General features: G+C 69.5%; 14 protein-coding genes and 1 tRNA gene. 10 read left to right on the top strand and 5 right to left on the bottom strand.

Annotated features, from left to right (window positions below; all coding sequences use genetic code 11):
• The first annotated feature begins 252 nt into the window (after positions 1-252).
• Positions 253-325 (top strand) — tRNA-Thr (locus AB0N06_RS32415).
• A 44-nt stretch (positions 326-369) separates the two neighbouring features.
• On the opposite strand, the gene AB0N06_RS32420 is transcribed toward AB0N06_RS32415, so the two are convergent.
• On the bottom strand, positions 370-1,275 hold the full coding sequence (locus tag AB0N06_RS32420) for an oxidoreductase (protein ID WP_366138270.1): 906 nt from the start codon (positions 1,273-1,275) through the stop codon (positions 370-372).
• Between the two features lie 41 nt (positions 1,276-1,316).
• On the bottom strand, positions 1,317-3,944 hold the full coding sequence (locus tag AB0N06_RS32425) for a SpoIIE family protein phosphatase (protein ID WP_366138271.1): 2,628 nt from the start codon (positions 3,942-3,944) through the stop codon (positions 1,317-1,319).
• A 401-nt stretch (positions 3,945-4,345) separates the two neighbouring features.
• Here AB0N06_RS32425 and AB0N06_RS32430 point away from each other — a divergent pair, with 401 nt between their 5' ends.
• The 9 genes from AB0N06_RS32430 (at position 4,346) to AB0N06_RS32470 (ending at position 18,745) form a co-directional block, all read left to right on the top strand.
• On the top strand, positions 4,346-9,775 hold the full coding sequence (locus AB0N06_RS32430) for a HAMP domain-containing protein (RefSeq protein WP_366138272.1): 5,430 nt from the start codon (positions 4,346-4,348) through the stop codon (positions 9,773-9,775).
• Positions 9,776-10,019: 244 nt separating this feature from the next.
• Positions 10,020-10,697 carry a response regulator gene (locus AB0N06_RS32435; RefSeq protein ID WP_358858908.1) on the top strand — a complete coding sequence of 226 codons (678 nt, stop codon included), beginning with the start codon at positions 10,020-10,022 and terminating at the stop codon, positions 10,695-10,697.
• Positions 10,698-10,862: 165 nt separating this feature from the next.
• The gene (locus AB0N06_RS32440; protein ID WP_366138273.1) at positions 10,863-13,643 is read left to right on the top strand and encodes a DNA translocase FtsK; all 2,781 of its coding nucleotides are present in this window, start codon (positions 10,863-10,865) and stop codon (positions 13,641-13,643) included.
• Positions 13,644-13,847: 204 nt separating this feature from the next.
• Positions 13,848-14,648 (top strand): RodZ domain-containing protein, encoded by an 801-nt coding sequence (locus AB0N06_RS32445; protein WP_366138274.1) that lies wholly within the window; start codon positions 13,848-13,850, stop codon positions 14,646-14,648.
• 123 nt (positions 14,649-14,771) lie between these two features.
• Positions 14,772-16,250, top strand: coding sequence for a 30S ribosomal protein S12 methylthiotransferase RimO (gene rimO / locus AB0N06_RS32450; protein WP_366138275.1), 1,479 nt, complete (start codon positions 14,772-14,774; stop codon positions 16,248-16,250).
• The gene (gene pgsA / locus AB0N06_RS32455) at positions 16,247-16,951 is read left to right on the top strand and encodes a CDP-diacylglycerol--glycerol-3-phosphate 3-phosphatidyltransferase (protein WP_366138276.1); all 705 of its coding nucleotides are present in this window, start codon (positions 16,247-16,249) and stop codon (positions 16,949-16,951) included. The genes rimO and pgsA overlap by 4 nt, the downstream gene beginning before the upstream one ends.
• Positions 16,948-17,457 carry a CinA family protein gene (locus AB0N06_RS32460; protein ID WP_366138277.1) on the top strand — a complete coding sequence of 170 codons (510 nt, stop codon included), beginning with the start codon at positions 16,948-16,950 and terminating at the stop codon, positions 17,455-17,457. The genes pgsA and AB0N06_RS32460 overlap by 4 nt, the downstream gene beginning before the upstream one ends.
• Positions 17,458-17,566: 109 nt before the next feature.
• Positions 17,567-17,950, top strand: a complete 384-nt coding sequence (locus tag AB0N06_RS32465; RefSeq protein ID WP_018105285.1) for a helix-turn-helix transcriptional regulator — start codon at positions 17,567-17,569, stop codon at positions 17,948-17,950.
• Positions 17,951-18,430: 480 nt separating this feature from the next.
• The gene (locus AB0N06_RS32470) at positions 18,431-18,745 is read left to right on the top strand and encodes a hypothetical protein (RefSeq protein ID WP_366138278.1); all 315 of its coding nucleotides are present in this window, start codon (positions 18,431-18,433) and stop codon (positions 18,743-18,745) included.
• Here AB0N06_RS32470 and AB0N06_RS32475 read toward each other — a convergent pair.
• The 3 genes from AB0N06_RS32475 to AB0N06_RS32485 all read right to left on the bottom strand — a co-directional run bounded on the left by AB0N06_RS32475 (position 18,693) and on the right by AB0N06_RS32485 (position 25,050).
• Entirely contained in the window at positions 18,693-19,457 is a 765-nt protein-coding gene (locus tag AB0N06_RS32475) for an SDR family NAD(P)-dependent oxidoreductase (protein ID WP_366138279.1), read from the bottom strand. The two genes, AB0N06_RS32470 and AB0N06_RS32475, sit on opposite strands and share 53 nt — an antisense overlap.
• A gap of 36 nt (positions 19,458-19,493) precedes the next feature.
• Positions 19,494-20,294 carry a DNA-formamidopyrimidine glycosylase family protein gene (locus AB0N06_RS32480; RefSeq protein ID WP_366138280.1) on the bottom strand — a complete coding sequence of 267 codons (801 nt, stop codon included), beginning with the start codon at positions 20,292-20,294 and terminating at the stop codon, positions 19,494-19,496.
• 88 nt (positions 20,295-20,382) lie between these two features.
• On the bottom strand, positions 20,383-25,050 hold the full coding sequence (locus AB0N06_RS32485) for a DEAD/DEAH box helicase (protein ID WP_366138281.1): 4,668 nt from the start codon (positions 25,048-25,050) through the stop codon (positions 20,383-20,385).
• Between the last annotated feature and the right edge of the window lie 299 nt (positions 25,051-25,349).

Here is a 25,349-nt window from a genome sequence, read left to right on the forward strand (position 1 = left end):
GGAAGCTAAGCCTTTCAGCGCCGATGGTACTGCAGGGGGGACCCTGTGGGAGAGTAGGACGCCGCCGAACAATTATTCCGGGAAAGCCCCGCACCCCTGGTGCGGGGCTTTTCTGCGTTCACGGGGCCGGCCGTCGTCGCGTCGCTGCAGTGCCCGCTGCTTCGCGTGGCTGGTCTTTCGGATGTCCTCGCGCGCGGTTATGCATTTCCCCGAATTCGGGGTATGCTCTGTCTCGTTGCCGCAGGGCAGCAGGCCCCAATAGCTCAGTCGGTAGAGCGTCTCCATGGTAAGGAGAAGGTCTACGGTTCGATTCCGTATTGGGGCTCAGCCAAAGCGAAAGGTCCTCACCATTGGTGGGGACCTTTCGCTTTACCCATGGAGCGAGTCGAGGCGAGCCAGTTCGCCTGCTGAAAGGCGCAGCGCGGCCGCGGCCACGTTCTCCTTGAGGTGGTCCGGATTGCCGGTCCCAGGGATGGCCAGTACGTGCGGGCCCTGTTGCAGGGTCCAGGCCAGGCGGACCTGCGCGACCGTCGCGCTGTGCGCACGAGCGATGGTGCGCAACACCTCGTCGCCGCTCCAGCCGGCGGCACTCGCCCCCCGCTCGCGGCCTTCGCCTGCGATGGCGAAGAAGGGCACGAACGCGATGCCCTGCTCTCCGCAGAGCCGCAGGATGGCGTCGGCATCCGTGGACCTCGAGTGGAGGCCGTAGCGGTTCTGCACGCAGACCACCGGGGCCACGGACTGTGCCTCGGCGAGGTGTTCGCTGTTGATGTTGGAGATGCCGAGGTGGCGGATGAGGCCGGCCTCACGGAGTTCGGCCAGGGCGCCGAAGTGCTCGGAGACCGAATCCTGGCCCATGAGACGGAGGTTGACCACATCGAGGTGGTCGCGGCCCAACTGGCGCAGGTTCTCCTCCACCTGGCCGCGCAGCTCCTCCGGCCGGGCATGGGGCTGCCATGCGCCCGACGGGTCGCGGACCGGGCCGACCTTGGTGGTGATGACCAGGTCCTTGGGATACGGCGCAAGTGCCCGGTTGATCAGCTCGTTGGCCGAGCGCAGCGACGAGAAATAGAACGCTGCGGTGTCGATGTGGTTCACACCGAGTTCGATCGCGCGCCGGAGCACTCCGATCGACTGCTCACGGTTGCTCGGCGTACCGAGGTCGAAGGCGGCGCTGCCGGTCAGGCGCATTGCGCCGAAACCGAGACGGTTGACGGTCAGGTCACCGAGCTTCCACGTGCCCGCGGCATCCGCGGTGATCGTCTCTGTAGTCATGACCCGGAGTCTGTCAGGGGCGACTCACCGGTGAAGCGCAGTCAGACGGCGGGCGGTTCAGGGACACGCATGGCCAGGATGGCCATGTCGTCGGAGGCGGGGTCGGCGGCGAAGCGCTCCACCGCCCGCAGGACACGGCCCGCCACCGCGCCTGCCGTCAGGCCGGTACATCCTGTGAGCACATCGGCCAGACCGTCGTCGCCCAGCATGCGAGTGCCTTCACGGCGTTCCGTGACGCCGTCCGTCACACACAGCAGGACGTCGCCCGGGTCGAGGGTGACGGTCTGTTCGTACAGTTCGAGGTCCTCGATGACGCCCAGCAGTGGCTGCGGTTCGGCCGGGGCCTCGACCGTGCCGTCCTGCCGCAGGCGCAGCGGAAGGGGGTGCCCGGCGCACACCACCTTCAGCAGGGCGCTGCCGTCCTCCTGGGGCCACAGCTCCCCGTAGAGCAGGGTGAGGAAACGACTGCGGGAGCCTTCGTCGAGGATCGCGGCGTTGAGGCGCTCCAGGACGGCGGGGCCGCCGAAGCCCTCGCGGGCGAGGAGGCGCAGGGCGTGGCGCGCCAGCCCTGTGACGGCCGCGGCCTCCGGGCCCGTACCGCAGACGTCACCGATGGCGAAACCGTAGGCGCCGTCGCGGATCGGGAAGACGTCGTAGAAGTCGCCACCGACCTCGTTGCCCTCGCCCGCCGCCCGGTAGATGACCTCGATCTCGACATTGGGGACGTCGGGCAGTCCCGGGGGCAGCAGGCTGCGCTGGAGGGACTGGCTGATCGCCATGCGTTCCGAGTAGAGGCGGGCGTTGTCCAGGGCGAGCGCGGCGCGGCGGGAGAGGTCCTCGGCGAGTTCGAGGATCTCTTGACGGAAGTGGTCGTCGGACGGCTTGCCGAGCGTGAGCATGCCGATGACGCGGTTGCGGGCGACGAGAGGGAGGACCACTGTCTCGCCTCCCACCGCGGCCGCGGTGGCCAGGGTCGTACGGATGCCGGAGCCGGGACCGTCTGACTGGTCGCGGCCGAGACTGCGCATGGAGGCGCGCAGGGCGGCCTCGTGGGCCGCCTCGGAGGGGACGGCCCAGACGCGGGCGCCAGGGGTCGGCACGGGGTCCGGCGGGGAGATCTTGGAGAGCAGGTCCTTGAGGCCGTCGATGAGCTCTTCGTCCTCGTGGAGGACGTACGAGAGGTACGGCTCCGAGGACTGGTCGGCGATCGTGTAGACGGCGCACCAAGTGGCCAGGGTGGGGACCGTCATCTGGGCCATCAGGGCAAGTGTCTGGTCCCGGTCGAGGGTGCCGGCGAGGAGGTCGGACGCCTCGACGAGGAAGGACAGCGAACCGCGGCGGAGCCGTTCCAGTTCGCCGAGGCGGGCCGATTCGACGGCGAGCGCGATACGGTCCGCGGCGAACTGGAGACGCAGGGCCTCCTCGTTGGTGTACCGGCCGGGCGATTCCGTCGCGACGCCCAGGGACCCCGTGAGGCGTCCTTCGACCTTCAGCGGGACGGTCACGACGGAGCGCATGCCGGTGTCGCTGAGCAGCGGCACCGCGCCGGGGACGACGGTCAGGTCTTCGTGCACAGCCGGCATCCGGGCGGAGCCGTACCGACCCGTGCCTGCTTCCACGGGGACGCGGGCGAAGCGCTGACGGGCGGACGGGAGGCCGGTCGTGGCCCGGACCTCCAGCTCGGTCTCGTCATCGGTGGCCAGCAGCAGGAAGGCAGAATCCGCGTCGAGCATGTCGCGGGCCCGTTCGACGGTGCGCTGGAGCAGCCCGTCGAGGTCGTCGGGGGCGGGGGAGCCGATGAACACCTCGAAGGGGTCCGTCGTGCGGCTCTCGGAGCCCGCGTCGGTGACCGGGGTGCGCACCGGTGACTGGAGTACGGCACGTTCGTGGTCGCGGACCAGAAGACAGACCGTAGACGGTTCGCCCTGGGTGTCGCGGACTCTGAGGTGGGAGGCGTACACGGGGATGGTGCGGCCGTCGGCGCCCCGGATGCCGTAACTGCCTTCCCAGCGGGAGAGCTGGAGCGCGTCGGCGATTCCGGTGCTGGTGCCGGGGGTGTGCGGCCAGGCGGTGAAGTCGGTGAGCTGTTTGCCGGTGACCTGTTCCCCGGTGTGGCCGAAGAGGAACGCGGCGTCGTCGTTCCACCCGGCGATGGAACCGGAGTGGTCGATCTGTACGACGGCGACCCGGACGCGCTCGTCCGCGACCGGGAGGAGGTCGATGGGGAGCAGCGGGCCCGCGGAACGGATGCCCACCGGGCGCTCGGGAAGATCGAGCTGGAACCAGACCTTTTTGTGCGCCGGGGTGTACTCGACGCCCCACCGGGCAGCGAGTGCCGCGCAGAGGAGCAGGCCGCGGCCGCCCTCGCGATCGGGGCTGCCGAAGTCGAGTCCGGTGCTCTGGAGCGGGATCTCCCGCTCCGGGTAGTGGTCGGAGACCTCGACCCGGACGCCGTCCTCCGTACGCAGGCACAGCACATCGGCGGCGGTGCCTGCATGCACCACAGCATTGGTCACGAGTTCGCTGGTGAGTACGACCGCGTCGTCGACGATGTCGGCGTACCCCCACCCCTGCAGGGTGTCACGGACAAAGGCGCGGGCGGTCGCGACGGAGCGCCCGGCCGGGTCGAAGGTGGCAGCCGCGCGCGCGGTGATCACAGCACTCCCCATATGGTGTCTCGTCGCTTCCCCGAGTCCTGTGCCCGTTTCTCGCCGCTTCGATTCGCCTGCCAGGCTAGACGCTCGCTCCTGGTGTCGGGTACACGAGGGCCGACTTCGGGCAAGCGCGACCAGGAAACGGTGTCCGGTCGGACAAGTTTGGTCTTCCCAACGGAGGGATGCGGGACAACCGTTGGAGGTTCCACCTCGATCAGTTCCGGCCTGGTAGCTTTCAACGATTTGACGTCCGCATGGTCACCCGTCGACGGTGGACTGCGGCGGTGAGCCGATGTGGAACTGGGCAAGATCCCAGGCAAGGCCCGAGCGATACGGTCAACCCCTGCGGGAGGGACACGGTGGAGTCTGGCGTGGCGGCGCGGGGATCAGCAACGCGCACAAAAGGCGGACAGTCCGTGAAGAAACAGCGCAATGGAACCATCGAAGTGGACGCCACGGCGCTCAACAGACTGCTGGCCGGCCTGGTGGCGATGCGCGACGGGAATTTCCGCAGGCGTCTGACCGTCTCCGGCGAGGGGCCGTTGGCAGAGATCTCGGCGGTCTTCAACGAGGTCGCCGACCGCAATCTCCACCTGACCGGCGAGCTGGCCCGGGTACGTCGCGTGGTCGGGCGTGAGGGGAAGCTCACCGAGCGCCTGGAGACAGGGGCCTGCGAGGGCTCCTGGGCCGCGGCGATCGATGCCTCGAACGAGCTGGTCGACGACCTGGCGCGGCCGGTCTCGGAGGTCGGGCGGGTGCTGTCGGCGGTGGCCGACGGTGATCTGGAACAGCGGATGGAACTCCGGTCGCACACGGCCGACGAGACCGTGCGCCCGCTGCGCGGCGAGTTCCTGAAGGTGGCCCGTACGGTCAACAATCTGGTCGACCAGCTGTCGGCATTCACCGAGCAGGTGACGCGGGTCGCGGTCGAGGTGGGTACCGAGGGCAAGCTGGGCGGACAGGCCCAGGTGCGCGGAATGTCCGGTTCCTGGAAGGACCTCACGGACTCCGTCAACACCATGGCGTACCGGCTGACCGCGCAGGTGCGGGATATCGCCCTGGTGACGACCGCGGTCGCCAAGGGCGATCTGTCGCGGAAGGTCACCGTCCACGTGGCCGGCGAGATGCTGCAGCTGAAGAACACCGTCAACACGATGGTCGACCAGCTGTCGTCGTTCTCCTCGGAGGTGACCCGGGTCGCCCGCGAGGTGGGCACGGAGGGTGAGCTCGGCGGGCAGGCGACGGTGCCTGGTGTGGCCGGGGTGTGGAAGGACCTCACCGACTCCGTCAACACGATGGCCGGGAACCTCACCTCACAGGTGCGCGGGATCGCGGAGGTGACGACGGCGGTCGCCAGTGGCGACCTGTCGCAGAAGGTCACCGTGAGCGCCCGTGGCGAGGTGGCGCAGCTCGCCGAGACGATCAACCAGATGACCGAGACGCTGCGGACCTTCGCGGACGAAGTGACGCGGGTGGCCAGCGAGGTCGGTGGCGAGGGGCTGCTCGGCGGGCAGGCGCAGGTGCCGGGTGCGGCGGGCACCTGGAAGGACCTCACCGACTCGGTGAACACGGTCTTCCGGAACCTGACGACGCAGGTGCGGGACATCGCGCAGGTGACCACGGCGGTGGCCAGCGGTGACATGACGCAGAAGGTCACTGTGGATGTGGCCGGCGAGATGCTGGAGCTGAAGAACACCGTCAACACGATGGTGGACCAGCTCCAGTCCTTCGGTTCGGAAGTGACCCGGGTCGCCCGGGAGGTCGGTGTCGAGGGCCGGCTGGGTGGTCAGGCAGAGGTGCCGGGTGCGGCGGGTACGTGGAAGGACCTCACGGACTCGGTGAACACGGCGTTCCGGAACCTGACGGGTCAGGTACGGGACATCGCGCAGGTGACGACCGCGGTCGCGAACGGTGATCTGTCGCAGAAGGTCACCGTGGATGTGGCCGGCGAGATGCTGGAGCTGAAGAACACCGTCAACACGATGGTGGCGCAGCTGTCGTCCTTCGCCGACCAGGTGACCCGGATGGCGCGGGACGTGGGCACGGAGGGCCGCCTCGGTGGTCAGGCGCGGGTCGACGGCGTCTCCGGTACCTGGAAGGAGCTCACCGACTCCGTCAACTTCATGGCCGGGAACCTGACTTCCCAGGTGCGTCAGATCGCGCAGGTGACCACGGCGGTCGCCCGGGGCGATCTGTCGCAGAAGATCGACGTGGACGCCCGCGGCGAGATCCTGGAGCTGAAGAACACCATCAACACGATGGTGGACCAGCTCTCCGCCTTCGCCGACCAGGTGACCAGGGTGGCCCGCGAGGTGGGCACCGACGGTCGGCTCGGCGGCCAGGCGCAGGTCCCCGGCGTGGCCGGGGTGTGGCGCGATCTGACCGACTCGGTGAACGGCATGGCGGGGAACCTCACCGCTCAGGTCCGTAACATCGCGCAGGTCGCCACCGCGGTGGCGCGCGGTGACCTGTCGCAGAAGATCGACGTGGACGCCCGCGGCGAGATCCTGGAGCTGAAGAACACCCTCAACACGATGGTGGACCAGCTCTCGAACTTCGCCGAGCAGGTGACGCGGGTCGCCCGTGAGGTGGGTACGGAAGGCATCCTGGGCGGCCAGGCCGAGGTGCAGGGTGTGTCCGGTACGTGGAAGGACCTCACCCAGTCCGTCAATGGCATGGCGAACAACCTGACCTTGCAGGTCCGTAACATCGCCGAAGTCACCACCGCGGTCGCCAAGGGCGATCTCTCCAAGAAGATCACCGTCGACGCCAAGGGCGAGATCCTCGAACTGGTGACGACCGTCAACACGATGGTCGACCAGCTGCTCAACTTCGCCGATGAGGTGACGCGAGTCGCCCGTGAGGTGGGTACCGAGGGCATCCTGGGCGGTCAGGCGCGGGTGCGCGGTGCCACCGGCATCTGGAAGGACCTCAGCGACAACGTCAACCTGATGGCCAACAACCTGACCAGCCAGGTGCGGAACATCTCCCGGGTCTCGTCCGCGGTCGCCAACGGCGATCTGACCAAGAAGGTCACCGTCGAGGCGCGCGGCGAGGTCGCCGAGCTCGCCGACACCGTCAACACGATGGTGACGACGCTGTCCTCGTTCGCCGACGAGGTGACGCGGGTCGCCCGCGAGGTGGGTACCGAGGGCGAGCTGGGCGGTCAGGCGCGGGTGCCGGGCGTCTCCGGTACGTGGAAGGACCTCACCGAGTCGGTGAACTCGATGGCGTCCAACCTGACCGGCCAGGTGCGCCAGATCGCCACGGTCACCACAGCCATCGCCAAGGGCGATCTCACCAAGAAGATCGACATCGACGCGCGCGGCGAGATCCAGGAGCTGAAGAACACCATCAACACGATGGTCGACCAGCTGTCGTCCTTCGCCGAGCAGGTGACCCGGGTGGCCCGCGAGGTGGGCACCGAGGGGCAGCTGGGCGGTCAGGCGCGGGTCCGGGACGTCGACGGAACCTGGCGCGATCTCACCGAGTCCGTGAACGAGATGGCCGGGAACCTGACCCGTCAGGTGCGGGCCATCGCGGCCGTCGCCACCGCGGTGACCCGTGGAGATCTCAACCTCAAGATCGATGTGGACGCGGCCGGCGAGATCCAGGCCCTGCAGGACAACATCAACACGATGATCGCCAACCTGCGCGACACCACGGCCACCAACAAGGAGCAGGACTGGCTCAAGGGCAACCTCGCCCGGATCTCCGGTCTGATGCAGGGGCGCCGGGATCTCGACGACGTCGCCTCGCTGATCATGAGCGAGCTGACCCCGGTCGTCTCGGCGCAGCACGGGGCGTTCTTCCTGGCCATGCCGACCGGTGACACCGACGCGGTGGTGGCGGACGCGGACCAGGAGGGTGCGTACGTACTCCGCATGCGGGGCAGCTACGGCTACTCCGCAGGCTCGATGCCGACGTCCTTCCGGCCCGGCGAAACGCTCATCGGTACGGCGGCGGAGGAGAAGCGGACGATCCAGGTGGACAACGTGCCGCCGGGCTATCTGAAGATCTCCTCAGGCCTCGGCGAGGCACCGCCGGCGCATGTGATCGTGCTGCCGGTGCTCTTCGAGGGGCAGGTCCTCGGTGTGATCGAGCTGGCCTCGTTCCAGCCGTTCACCCACATCCAGCGGGACTTCCTCAACCAGCTCGCCGAGATGATCGCGACCAGCGTCAACACGATCAGCGTCAACACCAAGACGGAGAAGCTCCTGGAGCAGTCGCAGGAGCTGACCGAGCAGCTGCGCGACCGCTCGGAGGAGCTGGAGAACCGGCAGAAGGCGCTTCAGGCGTCCAACGCCGAACTGGAGGAGAAGGCCGAACTGCTGGCCCAGCAGAACCGTGACATCGAGGTGAAGAACACCGAGATCGAGGAGGCGCGGCAGGTCCTGGAGGAGCGTGCAGAGCAGCTCGCGGTCTCGATGCGCTACAAGTCCGAGTTCCTGGCGAACATGTCGCACGAACTGCGCACGCCGCTCAACTCACTGCTCATCCTGGCCAAGCTGCTCGCGGACAACGCCGAGGGAAATCTCTCCCCGAAGCAGGTGGAGTTCGCCGAGACGATCCACGGCGCAGGTTCCGACCTGCTGCAGCTGATCAACGACATCCTCGATCTGTCGAAGGTCGAGGCGGGCAAGATGGACGTCAGCCCGACCCGGATCGCACTGGTCCAGCTGGTCGACTATGTGGAGGCGACCTTCCGGCCGCTCACCGCCGAGAAGGGGCTCGACTTCTCCGTACGGGTGTCGCCGGAGCTTCCCGCCACCCTGCACACGGACGAGCAGCGGCTCCTCCAGGTTCTGCGGAACCTCCTTTCCAACGCGGTGAAGTTCACCGACAGTGGCGCCGTCGAGTTGGTGATCCGGCCGGCCGGCGCTGATGTGCCGAACGCCATCCGCGAGCAGCTCCTGGAAGCCGGTTCGCTGCGCGACGCCGACGCCGATCTGATCGCATTCTCGGTCGCCGACACCGGGATCGGGATCGCGTCCAGCAAGATGCTGGTGATCTTCGAGGCGTTCAAGCAGGCGGACGGTACGACCAGTCGCAAGTACGGCGGTACGGGGCTCGGGCTGTCCATCAGCCGGGAGATCGCCCGGCTGCTCGGTGGCGAGATCCATGCGTCGAGTGAGCCGGGCCGCGGCTCGACCTTCACGCTGTATCTGCCCCTGCACCTCAGCGAGCTGCCGACGCAGGGCTACCCGCAGATCGGCCCCGGTTCCGTCGAGGCGCACGGTGTCGCGGCCGGGAACGGTGTGGTTCCGGACACGGGTTCGGGGACGGCGCTGCATGACGCGGCCGGTTCCGCGGGGCTGTTCCGGCGGCGTCGCAAGGCACTCGGCGGGGCGCAGCGGCGGACCGCACTGCCGCCCAGGACCGCTGGGCACGCCGAGCCGGCTGCACCGGCTCAGGAGTTGTTGACCCAGTCCGGCCAGGATGAGTCCGAGGCCCGCAGGGTCTTCCGGTTCAACGGCGAGAAGGTCCTCATCGTCGACGACGACATCCGTAACGTCTTCGCGCTCACCAGCGTGCTGGAGCAGCACGGGCTCTCGGTGCTGTACGCGGAGAACGGGCGCGAGGGCATCGAAGTCCTGGAGCAGCACGACGATGTGACGGTCGTGCTGATGGACATCATGATGCCGGAGATGGACGGCTACGCGACGACGACGGCGATCCGCAGGATGCCGCAGTTCGCCGGGCTGCCCATCATCGCGCTGACCGCGAAGGCGATGAAGGGCGACCGGGAGAAGGCGATCGAATCCGGTGCTTCCGACTATGTCACCAAGCCTGCCGATGCTGATCATCTGCTCTCCGTCATGGAGCAGTGGATGCGCGGAGAGTGATCGCCTCTGGAGCGAATCGCGAGAGGTTGCTGATCGACTGTGCTCGAAGGGGTGTGAGGACGCGGTGGACGGGGAACCTTCTGGTCTCCCACCGCGTTTCCGGTATGTGCACAGTGACATCGCGGTGACAGGGTGTGGTGACGGGCGGGGTGCGGCTACCATGACCGGCACAAGGACGGACGGCGTAAGGGAGTCGTCCCCTGGGGCGGCGCCCGGTGCATTTCCGGGGCGAGGAGGACGGGCCATGGTGCAGAAGGCCAAGATCCTCCTGGTCGATGACCGGCCGGAGAATCTGCTGGCGCTGGAGGCCATCCTCTCTGCGCTCGATCAGACGCTGGTACGGGCATCGTCAGGGGAGGAAGCGCTCAAAGCGCTGCTCACGGACGATTTCGCGGTCATTCTGCTGGACGTTCAGATGCCGGGAATGGACGGTTTCGAGACCGCCGCACACATCAAGCGGCGGGAGCGGACCCGGGACATCCCGATCATCTTCCTCACCGCGATCAACCACGGTCCGCACCACACCTTCCGAGGTTACGCGGCCGGCGCGGTGGACTACATCTCGAAGCCGTTCGATCCCTGGGTGCTGCGCGCCAAGGTCTCGGTCTTCGTCGAGCTGTACATGAAGAACTGTCAGTTGCGCGAGCAGGCGGCGCTGTTGCGGCTGCAGTTGGAGGGCGGCGGCCACCCCGGCGCCGGCCAGGAGAAGGAGCCTGCCGGTCTGCTGGCCGAGCTCTCGGCGCGCCTCGCGGCCGTCGAGGAGCAGGCGGAGGCGCTCTCCAAGCAGCTTGACGACGAGTCGGCGGACGCCGCCGCGGTGGCCACCGCGGCCCATCTCGAACGGAAACTGACCGGACTGAGGCGCGCGCTCGATGCGCTGGAGCCCGGCACCGGAAGCGGCACGGCCGCGCTTCCCTCGTAACGCCGCCGCTCGCTGAACCCCCCGGCCCGGGAACCGGGTTCGGGGACGGCCGCTCGATCCACCCTGGTGAGAGCGTGTCAGTTTCCGGTCTCTGTAGGGCGACACGGTGGGGTGAACCAAGAGGGGCACGTGTTCACGGCGGCCAACACCGGTAACCTCGGCCCCATGGCCTCACGTACGTCCGGCAAGGGTTCCCAGGGCACGGCGGGCACCGCGAAGCGTCCCGGCCGTACCGCGGGCCCGGCGAAGAAAGCCGCGCCCGCGAAGAAGACCGCACCCGCGAAGAAGACCGCACCCGCCAAGAAGGCTCCGGCCAAGAAGGCGGTGGCGAAGAAGGCAGCTGCGCCCAGGCCCGCACCGTCTCCCACCGGGGGTGTGTACCGGCTGGTGCGCGCTGTCTGGCTCGGTGCGGCCCACGCCGTCGGCGCGATGTTCCGCGGCATAGGCCGCGGTGCCAAGGGGCTCGATCCCGCACACCGCAAGGACGGCGTCGCGCTGCTGCTGCTCGGTCTCTCGCTGGTCGTGGCCGCGGGCACCTGGTCGAATCTGCGAGGCCCCGTCGGCGACCTCGTGGAGATGCTCGTCACCAGCGCCTTCGGGCGGCTCGATCTGCTCGTACCCATACTGCTCGGTGCCATCGCCGTACGGCTGATCCTCTACCCCGAGAAGCCCGAGGCCAACGGCCGTATCGTCATCGGACTCTCCGCCCTGGTCATCGGTGTGCTCGGGCAGGTCCACATCGCGTGCGGATCGCCCGGCCGGGGGGACGGCACGGAGGCGATGCAGGACGCCGGCGGACTCATCGGCTGGGCCGCCTCCAAGCCGCTGGTCCTCACCATGGGCGAGGTCCTCGCCGTACCGCTGCTCCTGCTGCTCACCGTCTTCGGTCTGCTCGTCGTCACGGCGACGCCGGTGAACGCGATCCCGCAGCGGCTGCGACTGCTCGGCTCCAGGCTGGGGATCGTCGACCCGGTGTACGACCCCGAGGCGGAGGGCGAGAGCGACGACGAGCGGTACGACGAGCAGTGGCGCGAGGCGCTTCCCGCCCGCTCGCGGCGCTCGTCCGTGCGCCGCTCGGAGGCGCCCGAGGAGTACGCCCCCGAGCAGGCGGAGGCCGAGGCGCTCTCCAAGCGCCGCAGGCCGCGCAGGCCGTCCGTGCAGCCCGCGATGAACCGCACCATGGACGCGGTGGATGTCGCCGCGGCCGCGGCTGCCGCGCTCGACGGCGCGGTGCTCAACGGCATGCCGCCCTCGGCGATCGTCGCCGACCTGACCCAGGGCATCTCCGTCGAGCGTGACCACGAGCGCTCGGGCACTCCGGTGCCGGGCGCCCGCGAGGCGGAGCCGGGCACCGGGGCGGGGAAGGGCGCGGCGGCCTCCGGCGGTGTACCCGATCTGACGAAGCCCGCCCCCGACCCGTCGCAGTCCCAGCCCCTGCCGGCCCGCGCCGAGCAGCTGCAGCTCTCCGGCGACATCACGTACGCGCTGCCCTCGCTCGATCTGCTGGAACGCGGAGGTCCGGGCAAGACCCGGAGTGCTGCCAACGACGCGATCGTCGCCTCCCTGACCAACGTCTTCACCGAGTTCAAGGTCGACGCCGCCGTCACCGGCTTCACCCGCGGACCGACGGTGACGCGGTACGAGGTGGAGCTCGGCCCGGCCGTGAAGGTCGAGCGGATCACCGCGCTGGCCAAGAACATCGCGTATGCCGTCGCCAGCCCCGATGTCCGGATCATCTCGCCGATCCCGGGGAAGTCCGCCGTCGGCATCGAGATCCCCAACACCGACCGGGAGATGGTCAACCTCGGCGATGTGCTGCGCCTCGCGGACGCGGCCGAGGACGACCACCCGATGCTGGTCGCGCTCGGCAAGGACGTCGAGGGCGGCTACGTGATGGCCAACCTCGCGAAGATGCCGCACGTGCTGGTGGCCGGTGCGACCGGCTCCGGCAAGTCGTCCTGCATCAACTGCCTGATCACCTCGGTCATGGTGCGGGCGACCCCTGACGACGTGCGGATGGTGCTGGTCGACCCCAAGCGCGTCGAACTGACCGCTTACGAGGGCATCCCGCACCTGATCACGCCGATCATCACCAACCCGAAGCGCGCCGCCGAGGCCCTGCAATGGGTCGTACGGGAGATGGACCTCCGGTACGACGACCTGGCCGCGTTCGGTTTCCGGCACATCGACGACTTCAACCAGGCCGTGCGCAACGGCAAGGTCAAGCCGCCGGAAGGCAGCGAGCGGGAGCTCTCGCCGTACCCGTATCTCCTGGTGATCGTCGACGAGCTCGCCGACCTGATGATGGTCGCTCCACGCGACGTCGAGGACGCCATCGTCCGCATCACCCAGCTGGCGCGCGCTGCCGGTATCCACCTGGTGCTTGCGACCCAGCGGCCGTCGGTCGACGTCGTCACCGGCCTGATCAAGGCGAACGTGCCCTCCCGGCTCGCCTTCGCGACCTCGTCGCTCGCCGACAGCCGCGTGATCCTGGATCAACCCGGCGCCGAGAAGCTCATCGGAAAGGGTGACGGACTGTTCCTGCCGATGGGTGCCAACAAGCCCACCCGCATGCAGGGCGCCTTCGTCACCGAGGGCGAGGTCGCGGCCATCGTCCAGCACTGCAAGGATCAGATGGCGCCGGTCTTCCGCGAGGACGTGGTGGTCGGCTCCGCCAAGAAGAAGGAGATCGACGAGGACATCGGCGACGACCTCGACCTGCTCTGCCAGGCAGCCGAACTGGTCGTCTCCACCCAGTTCGGGTCCACCTCGATGCTCCAGCGCAAGCTGCGGGTCGGTTTCGCCAAGGCAGGCCGGCTGATGGACCTGATGGAGTCGCGCAACATCGTCGGACCGAGCGAGGGGTCCAAGGCGCGCGACGTCATGGTGAAACCGGACGAGCTGGACGCGGTGTTGGCCCAGATCCGCGGGGAAACAGCGTCGTAAGGGTGGGAAGAGCAACCGTTTCGTCGGGTCGTACGTCAATTTGACTGGAGGGACAGCAGAATGTACTTCCACGGGGCGGTCCGGTAAATGGGACAGTGTTCGATTCTGATGGCGTACAAAGTCCTCTCTCCCGGTTGCCCCACCCTTTCGTACCACCCCTAGACTGAACACCCAGCAGGTGGCTCACGCTCGAAAGGCGCCCCCGTGTCCATCGGCAACTCCCCCGAAGACGACCGGCCTTCGATCGGTCGAGTGCTCCAGCAGGCTCGAATCGCCGCAGGTCTCACGGTCGAAGAGGTCAGCTCGTCCACCCGGGTGCGCATCCCCATCGTGCACGCGATCGAAGAGGACGACTTCACCCGCTGTGGCGGCGATGTATACGCCCGCGGCCATATCCGTACGTTGGCGCGTGCCGTCGGCATTGATCCGGAACCACTGGTTTCGCAGTACGACGGCGAGCACGGCGGCCGACCCGCGCCCACACCGGCGGCGCCGCTGTTCGAAGCCGAGCGGATCCGTTCCGATCCCCGTCGGCCCAACTGGACCGCCGCCATGGTCGCGGCGATCGTCGTCGTCATCGGCTTCGTCGGCTTCACCTTCTTGAAGGGTGGCGACGACGGCGGTACGACCACCCAGGTCGCGGAGGGCTCGACGCCCAACACGAACAGTCCCAAGCCCAAGCAGACCAAGACCGCAGCCCTCAAGCCCGTACCCTCCGACAGCGCCATCGCCGCGGCTCCACGGGACAAGGTGACGGTCAAGCTCAGCGCCACTCAGGGCAAGAGCTGGATCTCCGCCAAGGACCACAACGGACGGATGCTCTTCGACGGTCTGCTGCAGAAGGGCCAGTCCAAGACCTTCCAGGACAAGGAGCGCGTCGACCTCGTCCTCGGAGACGCCGGTTCGATCGAGCTCTTCGTCAACGGCAAGAAGGTCGAGGACAAGTTCCAGCCGGGTCAGGTCGAACGGCTCACGTACACGAAGGGCGACCCCGAGGTCGGCTGACCGACAGTACGTTGTGACACGAGCGCCCGGCCGTCCAGCCGGGCGCTCGACCCGTTGTTACTCGCTGTCACAGGGGAACCCTGCTCGGCGGGGCCCGTGCCAGGACAAAGTAGTCTTGAGCCCATGCCCGAACGCCGTACCGTCGCCCTTGTCACTCTTGGCTGCGCCCGTAACGAGGTGGACTCGGAGGAGCTCGCAGGCCGCTTGGCAGCGGACGGCTGGGAGCTCGTCGAGGATGCCTCCGACGCGGATGTCGCCGTCGTCAACACCTGTGGGTTCGTCGAGGCCGCCAAGAAGGACTCCGTCGACGCGCTCCTCGAAGCCAACGATCTGAAGGACCACGGCCGAACCCAGGCCGTGGTCGCCGTCGGCTGCATGGCCGAACGCTACGGCAAGGACCTTGCCGAAGCCCTGCCGGAAGCCGACGGAGTCCTCGGATTCGACGACTACGCCGACATCTCCGACCGCCTCCAGACCATCCTCAGCGGGGGCATCCACGCCTCCCACACCCCGCGTGACCGGCGCAAGCTGCTGCCGATCAGCCCGGCCGAGCGGCAGGACGCCGCCGTCGCGCTGCCCGGACACGCGCAGGAAGCCGCCCCGGCCCCCGCGGACCTCCCGGACGGCGTTGCCCCGGTCTCCGGGCCGCGCGCCCCGCTGCGTCGCCGGCTGGGCACCAGCCCGGTCGCCTCGGTGAAGCTCGCCTCCGGCTGCGACCGCCGCTGCTCGTTCTGCGCCATCCCGTCCTTCCGCGGTTCCTTCATCTCGCGGCGCCCCTCGGACGTGCTGCAGGAGACCCGCTGGCTGGCCGAGCAGGGCGTCAAGGAGGTCATGCTGGTCTCCGAGAACAACACCTCGTACGGCAAGGACCTCGGCGACATCCGGCTGCTGGAGACGCTGCTGCCGGAGCTCGCCGACGTCGACGGGATCGAGCGGATCCGGGTCAGCTACCTGCAGCCCGCCGAGATGCGGCCCGGTCTGATCGACGTACTGACCTCGACGCCGAAGGTCGCCCCGTACTTCGACCTCTCCTTCCAGCACTCCGCCCCCGGTGTGCTGCGGGCGATGCGCCGCTTCGGCGACACCGACCGCTTCCTGGAGCTTCTGGAGACCATCCGGAACAAGGCGCCGCAGGCCGGTGCGCGGTCGAACTTCATCGTGGGCTTCCCCGGGGAGACCGAGGCGGACCTCGCCGAGCTGGAACGCTTCCTTACGGGCGCGCGACTCGACGCGATCGGCGTCTTCGGTTACTCCGACGAGGAGGGCACCGAGGCGGTCGGTTACGACAACAAGCTGGACGCCGACGTCATCGCGGAGCGGCTCGCGCACATCTCGCAGCTGGCCGAGGAGCTGACCTCACAGCGCGCCGAGGAGCGGCTCGGGGAGTCCCTGCAGGTGCTGGTCGAGTCCGTCGACCCCACGGAGGACGAGCCGCGCGCGGTGGGGCGTGCTGCGCACCAGGCACCCGAAACGGACGGCCAGGTGCTCTTCACCGCACGCGAGGGTCTTGCGCCGGGCCGTATGGTCGAGGCAAAGGTGGTGGGCACCGAAGGAGTGGACCTGGTGGCCGAGTGTTCCGAGCTTGCGGAGGCGGCCAGATGACGGGAGTCCCGGCATCCGCGGCAGGCGGTTCCGGCGCGAAGCCGGTCCGCGGCGGCAAGCTGGGCGCTGCGGCCGTCAACCAGGCCAGCCTGTGGAACATTGCCAACATCCTCACCATGGCGCGGCTGCTGCTGGTGCCGGGTTTCGTCGTGCTGCTGCTTCACAACGGCGGCTACGACCCCGCCTGGCGGTCCTTCGCCTGGGCGGCGTTCGCCATCGCCATGATCACCGACCTCTTCGACGGTCATCTGGCGCGTACGTACAACTTGGTCACCGACTTCGGGAAGATCGCTGACCCGATTGCCGACAAGGCGATCATGGGGGCCGCGCTGATCTGCCTCTCGTACCTCGGTGATCTGCCGTGGTGGGTCACCGGCCTGATCCTCTTCCGCGAGATCGGCATCACGCTGATGCGATTCTGGGTGATCCGGCATGCGGTGATCCCGGCCAGTCGCGGCGGGAAGATGAAGACGCTGGCACAGGGGACGGCCGTCGGGATGTACGTCCTGGCGCTGACCGGCCCGCTCGCCACACTGCGCTTCTGGGTGATGGCGGTGGCCGTCGTGCTGACGGTCGTCACCGGACTCGACTACGTGCGTCAGGCCGTGGTGCTGCGACGCCAGGGTCTGGCTGCCGAAAGAGCCGAAGCGGCGGCTGTCGAGGCGTCCGAGGTCTGTGGACCGGCGGAGGCCGAGCGGTGACTGCCGCGGCCCGGGTGCTGCAGCAGCTCGTACGGCGAGGGGAGACCCTCGCCGTCGCCGAGTCGCTGACCGGCGGCCTGGTTGCGGCGGAGCTCACTTCCGTACCCGGTGCCTCGCGCTCCTTCCGCGGGTCCGTGACGGCTTACGCGACGTCCCTGAAGCGGGATGTGCTGGCCGTGGACGGGGCCCTGCTGGCAGCGCGCGGAGCTGTGGATCCCGAGGTCGCCCGGCAGATGGCGATCGGTGTCCGACGGATTCTCGGTGCAGACTGGGGAGTGGCGACCACCGGCGTCGCGGGACCCGATGAGCAGGACGGAAAGCCGGTCGGAACGGTCTACGTTGCCGTGGCAGGGCCGGACGGCGCGGAGAAAGTGGTCGCGCTGCGGTTGAACGGTGACCGGGCGGACATCCGTAGAGAGAGCGTACGGAGCCTGCTCGAACTGCTCTTCGGAGAACTCGACGGCAATGCGAGCGCACAGGATACGGAACAGAACGGGGGGAATTGATGTTTGCAGCCCTGAGTGAACACGACATCGCTCCCCGCACGGCCGCAGCGCGAGGCGGTACGGTGGGGCGTGAAGGATGCGGCTACGCGGTCCGAGGAGGGAGCCACCGATGATTCTGCTCCGTCGCCTGCTTGGTGACGTGCTGCGTCGGCAGCGCCAGCGCCAAGGCCGTACTCTGCGCGAAGTCTCCTCGTCCGCCCGAGTCTCGCTCGGCTATCTCTCCGAGGTGGAGCGGGGGCAGAAGGAGGCATCCTCCGAGCTGCTCTCCGCCATTTGCGACGCGCTTGACGTACGGATGTCCGAGCTCATGCGTGAAGTGAGCGATGAGCTGTCGCTGGCTGAGCTGGCCGAGTCGGCAGCAGCCAGCGATCCGGTGCCAGTGCCGGTACGCCCAATGCTCAATTCCGTCTCCGTGACGTCGGTGGCAGGTGTGCCGACGGGAAGGGTGACGATCAAGGCACCCGCGGAAGCGGTGGATGTCGTCGCCGCCTGACCCGCGCGGTCCGGTGTGAACCAGAGCCCCGGCCGGCCCCTTCGCAGGGGTGGCCGGGGCTCTGGTGTGTGCGGACGCCGCCGTCAGGGACTCGCGCGCCGTTCCGGATGCGTGCGCCGGTCAGCGAAGCTCGTGTCCTCAGGACGCCCCGCGTCCGGACTACCGCTTCAGCTCAACCACTGTGGAGAAGTAGCTGCCCTTCGACGGCCGTACCGGAGGTTCTGGATGCGGCTCCGGTGATCTCGGGCGAGACTGCACAGAGGAACACCACGGTCACCGAGATCGCAGTGCCTGAGTGGTACCAGTTCCGGAGCGCTGTTTCATGCGTAGCTCGGGTCGTGAACCTGCGGCAGCACGCCTGGACGAGCCAGACGGCGAGTGCGTAACGGTGTCCGCCCCGGACATGCACGCCGGTACTGCGCCGGTGCGCCCTCCCGCTGGGCGATCGGGCCGGGCTAGGTTCGGCCGGAGGAGGCAGCCATGGTACGGAGATGGGTGCCCGCGCTCGTTGTCGGCGGGGTGTGGTGGTGGGCCGTACTCCGGCTGGTCCTTCAGCCGGAACATGCCGGGCTGGTCGAGGGCGCGGTGACGGCGGGCGGGTGGGGGCTCAGCCTCCTGCCCGTCCATGTGGCCGCGAGCGTCCGGCCCACGGGAACGCTCAGGGCCCGTGCGGAGGCGATCGGTGCCGCCACGGGCGCGTGGTGCGTGGCAGGGGTGCGCGGTGTCGAGACGGCCTGGCGTACTACCAGGGCATGGCGACGCCGCCGTTCGGACGGAGAATCTGACCCGTCATGAAGGCCGAGGCATCGGATGCGAGATGCAGGACCGTGTGGGCGACGTCCTCGGGCTCACCCACCCGGCCGAGCGGGGATATCCGTACCATCGCGCCCTCGGCCCGGTGCTGCTGCTCTGCGTCGTGGCGGGCGGTCATCGGCGTACGGATCCAGCCGGGGGCGACGGCGTTGACGCGGATGCCCTGAGGGCCCAGCTCGGCCGCCAGGGTCCTGGTCAACTGGACGACCGCCGCCTTGGCCGCGCTGTAGCAGAGCAGGCCCGGACTTGAGGCGTCGACCGCGCCCGAGGCCATGGTGATCATCGAGCCGGGTGCGCCGCGCGCGATCATGCTGCGGGCGACCTCCTGGCAGGCATACAGAACCCCCTTGAAATTGACGGCCATGACCCGGTCGAGGTCCTCGTCAGCCGTCTCCAGAATGCTGCTCGTATGCATGATTCCGGCGACGGCGGCCAGGATGCCGACCTCACCCGCTGTGGTGACCGCGCTCCTGAGCTGACTGCGGTCGGTGACATCGAGGTGATGGGCGTGGGCTTCGCCACCCACCGCAATGATCATTTCCCGGGTCTCCAGCAGGCCCTTCTCGTCGAGGTCCGCGCAGTGGACGGTGGCTCCCGCCTCCGCGAGCAGGACGGCGCAGGCTCGGCCGATGCCGCCGGCCGCTCCGGTGATGAACGCGGATCGGCCGGTGAGGTCGTACGCGGTGAGAGGCATGTCCGGACCGTACGACCGGATCTGACGATGCGTCAACTAGGGTGTGGGGCCTGATTGGCAGCGGGGGCACCAGTAGGCGGGGCGGGTGTTCTGCTCCGCCATGCGGATGGGGGTGCCGCAGCGCAGACAGGGGCGGTGCGTCCTGCCGTAGACCCAGAGACGCTCACGGGGGCCGTAGCCGTTGGGCTGCGCACGGGTGGTCGTGCGCACCGTGCGGCTGCGGTTGGCTTCGAGGAGCTGCTTGGCCGTGGTGACCAGACGGGCGACGGTGGAGGCGGGCAGCTCACCGACGGGGAGCCAAGGGGTGGCACGCGCGAGGAAGCAGAGCTCGGCCTTGTAGATGTTGCCGATACCGGCCAGGTTGCGCTGGTCGAGGAGGGCTTCGCCGAGGGGGCGGGCAGGGTCGGCCAGCAGGTTGCGCAGGGCGGTGTCGGGGTCCCAGCCGGGGCCCAGCAGATCGGGCCCGAGGTGGCCGACCGCCTTTTCCTCGTCGGCTGTGCGGAGGAGTTCGAGAACGGGGAGCCGGTAGCCGACCGCGGTGTGGTGGGCGGTGGAGAGGACCGCGCGGATCTGGTGGTCCGGGCCGCCGCGCCAGCGCTCGCGCGGAGTGTAGAGGCGCCAGGCGCCGTCCATCCCGAGATGGCTGTGCAGGGTGAGGCCGCCCTCGATCCGGGTGAGGAGATGCTTGCCGCGCGGGGTGACGCCGAGAACGGTCCGGCCCGTGAGGTCCGCGGTGGCGAAGCGGGGGATGCGCAGGTCGAAGTGGGTGAGGACCTGACCGGCCAGCGCGATGTGCAGACGCTGGGCGGTCTGCAGGACGGTATCTCCTTCGGGCATACCTCCATGATGCGTGGTGCGGGGTGGGCATGCGGGCGGGTATCGGTGGATCTGTGCGGCGGTGTGCGGGCTGAGGTGCAATGCAGGGTTACGCGCGCAGGCGGAGGCCTCTTGGAGTGGCGTGGAATCCGGCCGTCTCCAGCGTGCGGCCCAGCGGCGAGGTCAGGGACGAGGCGCCGTTGGTGCGCTCCACCGTGACCGTGCCGAGTGCCCCGGCGCGTGCTGCACCGGCCAGCGCCTCGGCCGCCGCCCGGAGCGCAGGGTCCTCCGGGTCGGTCGGCCAGGCGAGCAGCGTCTTGCCGCCGCGCTCCATGTACAGCGTCAGTTCGCCGTCGACGAGGACGACCAGGGCACCTGCCTTGCGCCCCGGTCTGTGTCCGGCGCCGTCCGGCGGTTCGGGCCAGGACAGGGCCGCGCCGTACGCATTGGCCGGGTCGGCGGCGGCGAGAACCAGGGCGCGGGGCGCCGAGCCCGGTTCCGCACGGTCGCGGGCGGTGGAGACCGCACGGAGCCGGTCGACCGCGCCGTCCATCGCGAACTGGGCCGCCCCCAGACCCTCGACGACATAGCCGCGGCGGGCCTGCCCGTTGTCCTCGAAGGCGGAAAGGATCCGATACGTCGCGGCAAAGCCGCCCTCGACGCCTTCGGCCTGCACCGCGCCACGGGTCACCACACCGTGCCGGTCGAGGAGGGTGCGGGCCAGGGCGTGGGCGCGGTGCGTGGGATCGGGCTCGGTTCCGGGCAGCAGGGACCAGCGGCCCGAGACGGTGGGCGGACCCGTGCGCGATGCGGGGCGGGCCGCGGCGGTGAGCGAGCCGTAACGGCCGCGCGGGATGCTGCGCTTGGCGCGGTGGGCCGTCGATCCCGCCGTGCGTCCGGAGCCGAGAAGCGAGCGCAGCGGAGCCAGCGTGTCGTTGGTCAGCCGGCCGGACCAGGTCAGGTCCCAGAGGGCATCGGCGAGTTGCGGATCGGTGCAGTCCGGGTGCGTGGTAGCGCGCACCTGATCGGCGATCTGCCGGAAGAACAGCCCGTATCCGCCGGTCAGTGCGGTGAGGACGGATTCGTGCAGCGCACTGAGTTCGAGAGGGTGCGGGGGCGGGAGGAGCAGGGGTGCGCTGTCGGCGAGATAGAGGGACAGCCAGCCGTCCTTGCCGGGAAGGGCACCCGCACCGGCCCAGATCACCTCGCCGGTGGTGGTGAGTTCGTCGAGCAGGGCCGGGGTGTATCCCGTGATGCGTCCCGGCAGGATCAGCTTTTCCAGTGCCGACGCGGGGACGGGAGCGCCCTGCAACTGCTCGATGGCGCGGGCCAGTCCGTCGATTCCTCGCAGGCTGTTGTTCCCCAGATGCTGCCACTGCGGAAGGAAGCCGGCGAGGGCTGCGGGCGGGACTGGCTCCAGCTCCTGGCGCAGGGCGGCGAGCGAGCGGCGGCGGAGCCGGCGCAGCACAGTGGCGTCACACCACTCCTGGCCGATGCCGGCGGGGTGGAACTCGCCCTGCACAATCCGGCCCGAGGCGGCGAGCCGCTGCAGCGCGCCGTCCGTGACGGCGGTGCCGAGGCCGAAGCGGGCAGCCGCCTGGGTGGCGGTGAACGGGCCGTGCGTGCGGGCATAGCGGGCAAGGAGATCGCCGAGCGGGTCCTTCATCGGCTCGGTGAACGCCTCGGGGACGCCGACCGGGAGGGCCGTGCCCAGCGCGTCCCGCAGCCGGCCGGCGTCCTCGATCGCCGCCCAGTGGTCGGCTCCGCCGATCCGGACCCGGATGGCCCGGCGGGCCGAGGCCAGCTCCGCGGCCCAGGGCTGCTCGGCGCCGCGCTCGGCCAACTCGGCCTCGGTGAGCGGGCCGAGGACGCGCAGCAGATCGGCGACGCCTTCGATGTCCTTGATCCGGCGGTCCTCGGTGAGCCACTGGAGTTCCTGCTGCAGCTCGCCCAGCACCTCGGCGTCGAGCAGCTCGCGCAGTTCCGCCTGGCCGAGAAGCTCGGCGAGGAGATGGGAGTCCAGCGAGAGCGCGGCCGCCCGCCGCTCGGCCAGCGGCGAGTCGCCCTCGTACAGGAACTGCGCGACGTAGCCGAAGAGGAGCGAGCGGGCGAAGGGCGAGGGCTCCTGGGTGGTCACCTCGACCAGACGGACGCGGCGTGCTTCGAGGTCGCCCATCAGCTCCATGAGCCCGGGAACGTCGAAGACGTCCTGAAGGCATTCGCGGACCGCTTCGAGAACGATCGGGAAGGAGCCGAACTCGGAGGCCACCTGGAGGAGCTGGGCGGCACGCTGGCGCTGCTGCCAGAGCGGGGTGCGCTTGCCGGGGCTGCGACGGGGCAGCAGCAGGGCGCGCGCCGCGCACTCGCGGAAGCGGGAGGCGAACAGGGCTGATCCGCCGACCTGGTCGGTGACGATCTGGTTGATCTCGCCCTGGTCGAAGGTGACGTCCGCGGCGCCGACCGGAGGCTGGTCGCTGTCGTATGCCGCGGCCAATGGGGCAGCGGGTTCCCGGACCGGGTTCCCGGACGGATCGAAGGACGGATCGAAATCCAGGAGGTCCAGGCCCATCATGTCGGCGTCGGGGAGTCGCAGCACGATGCCGTCGTCGGCATGCATCACCTGGGCGTCCATGCCGTACCGCTCGGCGAGGCGCGCACTGAGAGCCAGCGCCCAGGGGGCGTGGACCTGCGCGCCGAAGGGGGAGTGCACGACGACCCGCCAGTCGCCCAGCTCGTCGCGGAAGCGCTCGACGAGGACGGTCCGGTCGTCGGGGACATGGCCGCAGGCGGCGCGCTGCTCGTCGATGTACGACAGGACGTTGTCGGCGGCCCAGGTGTCGAGACCGGCGGCGAGCAGCCGCGACCTGGCGTCCTCGGGCGACAGTCCGCCGATCTCGCGAAGGAACGCCCCCAGCGCGCGGCCGAGCTCCAGCGGGCGGCCCAGCTGGTCGCCCTTCCAGAACGGCAGCCGTCCCGGAACGCCCGGGGCGGGCGAGACCAGGACCCGGTCGCGGGTGATGTCCTCGATCCGCCAGGACGTGGTGCCCAGGGTGAAGACATCGCCGACCCGGGACTCGTACACCATCTCCTCGTCCAGCTCGCCGACCCGGCCGCCGCCCTTCTTGGGGTCGGCCCCGGCGAGGAAGACCCCGAAGAGCCCGCGGTCGGGGATCGTGCCGCCGGAGGTGACGGCGAGCCGCTGGGTGCCGGGGCGGCCCGTGACCGTACCGGCGACGCGGTCCCACACCACGCGCGGACGCAGCTCGGCGAAGGCATCGGACGGATAGCGGCCCGCCAGCATGTCCAGCACGGCCGTGAACGCCGACTCCGGGAGCGAGGCGAAGGGGGCCGCGCGGCGGGTCACGGCCAGCAGGTCGTCCACCCGCCAGGTGTCCAGGGCGACCATGGCGACCAGCTGCTGGGCCAGCACGTCCAGCGGGTTCGACGGGATCCGGAGCGCCTCGATCGAGCCCGTGCGCATCCGCTCGGTGACCACCGCCGACTGCACCAGGTCCCCCCGGTACTTCGGGAACACCACTCCGGTGGAGACCGCGCCGACCTGGTGGCCGGCACGGCCGACCCGCTGCAGCCCGGAGGCGACCGACGGCGGCGACTCCACTTGGATCACCAGATCGACCGCACCCATGTCGATGCCCAGCTCCAGGCTGGAGGTGGCGACCACGGCGGGCAGTCGGCCCGCCTTGAGGTCCTCCTCGACCTGGGCGCGCTGCTCCTTGGAGACCGAACCGTGGTGGGCGCGGGCGAGCAGCGCGGGGGCGCCCTTCGCCGCACCGGACTCGGCCATGATTCCGGCGGGGGAGTGGGCCTCCGGCATCGTCTCGCCGGTGGCCCGCTCGTACGCGATCTCGTTGAGCCGGTTGCACAACCGCTCCGCGAGACGGCGGGAGTTGGCGAAGACGATGGTGGAGCGGTGTGCCTGGACGAGATCGGCGATCCGCTCCTCGACATGCGGCCAGATCGACGGCTTGTCCGCCTGGCCCGCCTGGTCCGGGTCCGTGGCGGGAGAACCGCCGAGCTCGCCCAGATCCTCCACCGGCACGACCACCGACAGATCGAACTGCTTGGTGGACGGCGGCTGGACGATCTCCACTTTCCGCTGCGGGGAGAGGAACCGCGCCACCTCGTCGACCGGACGGACCGTCGCCGACAGACCGATCCGCCGCGCGGGATGCGGCAGCAGCTCGTCGAGGCGCTCCAGCGATACGGCGAGATGGGCGCCCCGCTTCGTACCGGCGACGGCGTGCACCTCGTCCAGAATCACCGTCTCGATCCCCGACAGGGCCTCGCGCGCCGACGACGTCAGCATCAGAAACAGCGACTCGGGGGTGGTGATCAGGATGTCCGGCGGGCGGGTCGCCATGGAGCGACGCTCGGCGGGCGGGGTGTCGCCCGACCGGATGCCCACCCGCACATCGGGCTCGGGCAGCCCGAGGCGCACCGATTCCTGGCGGATGCCGGTCAGCGGCGAGCGGAGGTTGCGCTCCACATCGACCGCGAGGGCCTTGAGCGGCGACACGTACAGCACGCGGCAGCGCTTCTTCACCTCGGCGGGCGGCGGAACGGCTGCCAGCCGGTCCAGCGCGGCGAGAAACGCGGCGAGCGTCTTGCCCGATCCGGTGGGCGCGACGACCAGCACGTCCGAGCCCTCGCCGATCGCCCGCCAGGCGCCCTCCTGCGCGGACGTCGGCGCGCTGAAGGCACCCGCGAACCAGCTGCGGGTGGCGGGGGAGAACGCATCGAGAGCAGAGCCGGCCATGTCCCCCATCGTGCACCCGACCACTGACAACGGACTGATGCCGGGGGTGACAAGGGTCGTTACCCCAAGGTGACGAGGGCCGGTACCGGACGGTGAGGATGGCCGGTACCGGACGCTGACCACGGCCGGTGCCTGCGAGAATTCCGGCTATGGCGGCACCATCGGTCCCGGGGCCGACCCCGGATTCGGCCGCGGGGGAGTGGGCTAGTGCTGCCCCGCGCAAGTTCGTGGAGGGGTGTTCGGCATGGTCAGCCGGTCTTGAGTGGGGTGCCGTCGTAGGTCCATTTGTACGGCTTCGC

The organism is Streptomyces sp. NPDC051020, from assembly GCF_040683105.1.
Classification (GTDB): domain Bacteria; phylum Actinomycetota; class Actinomycetes; order Streptomycetales; family Streptomycetaceae; genus Streptomyces.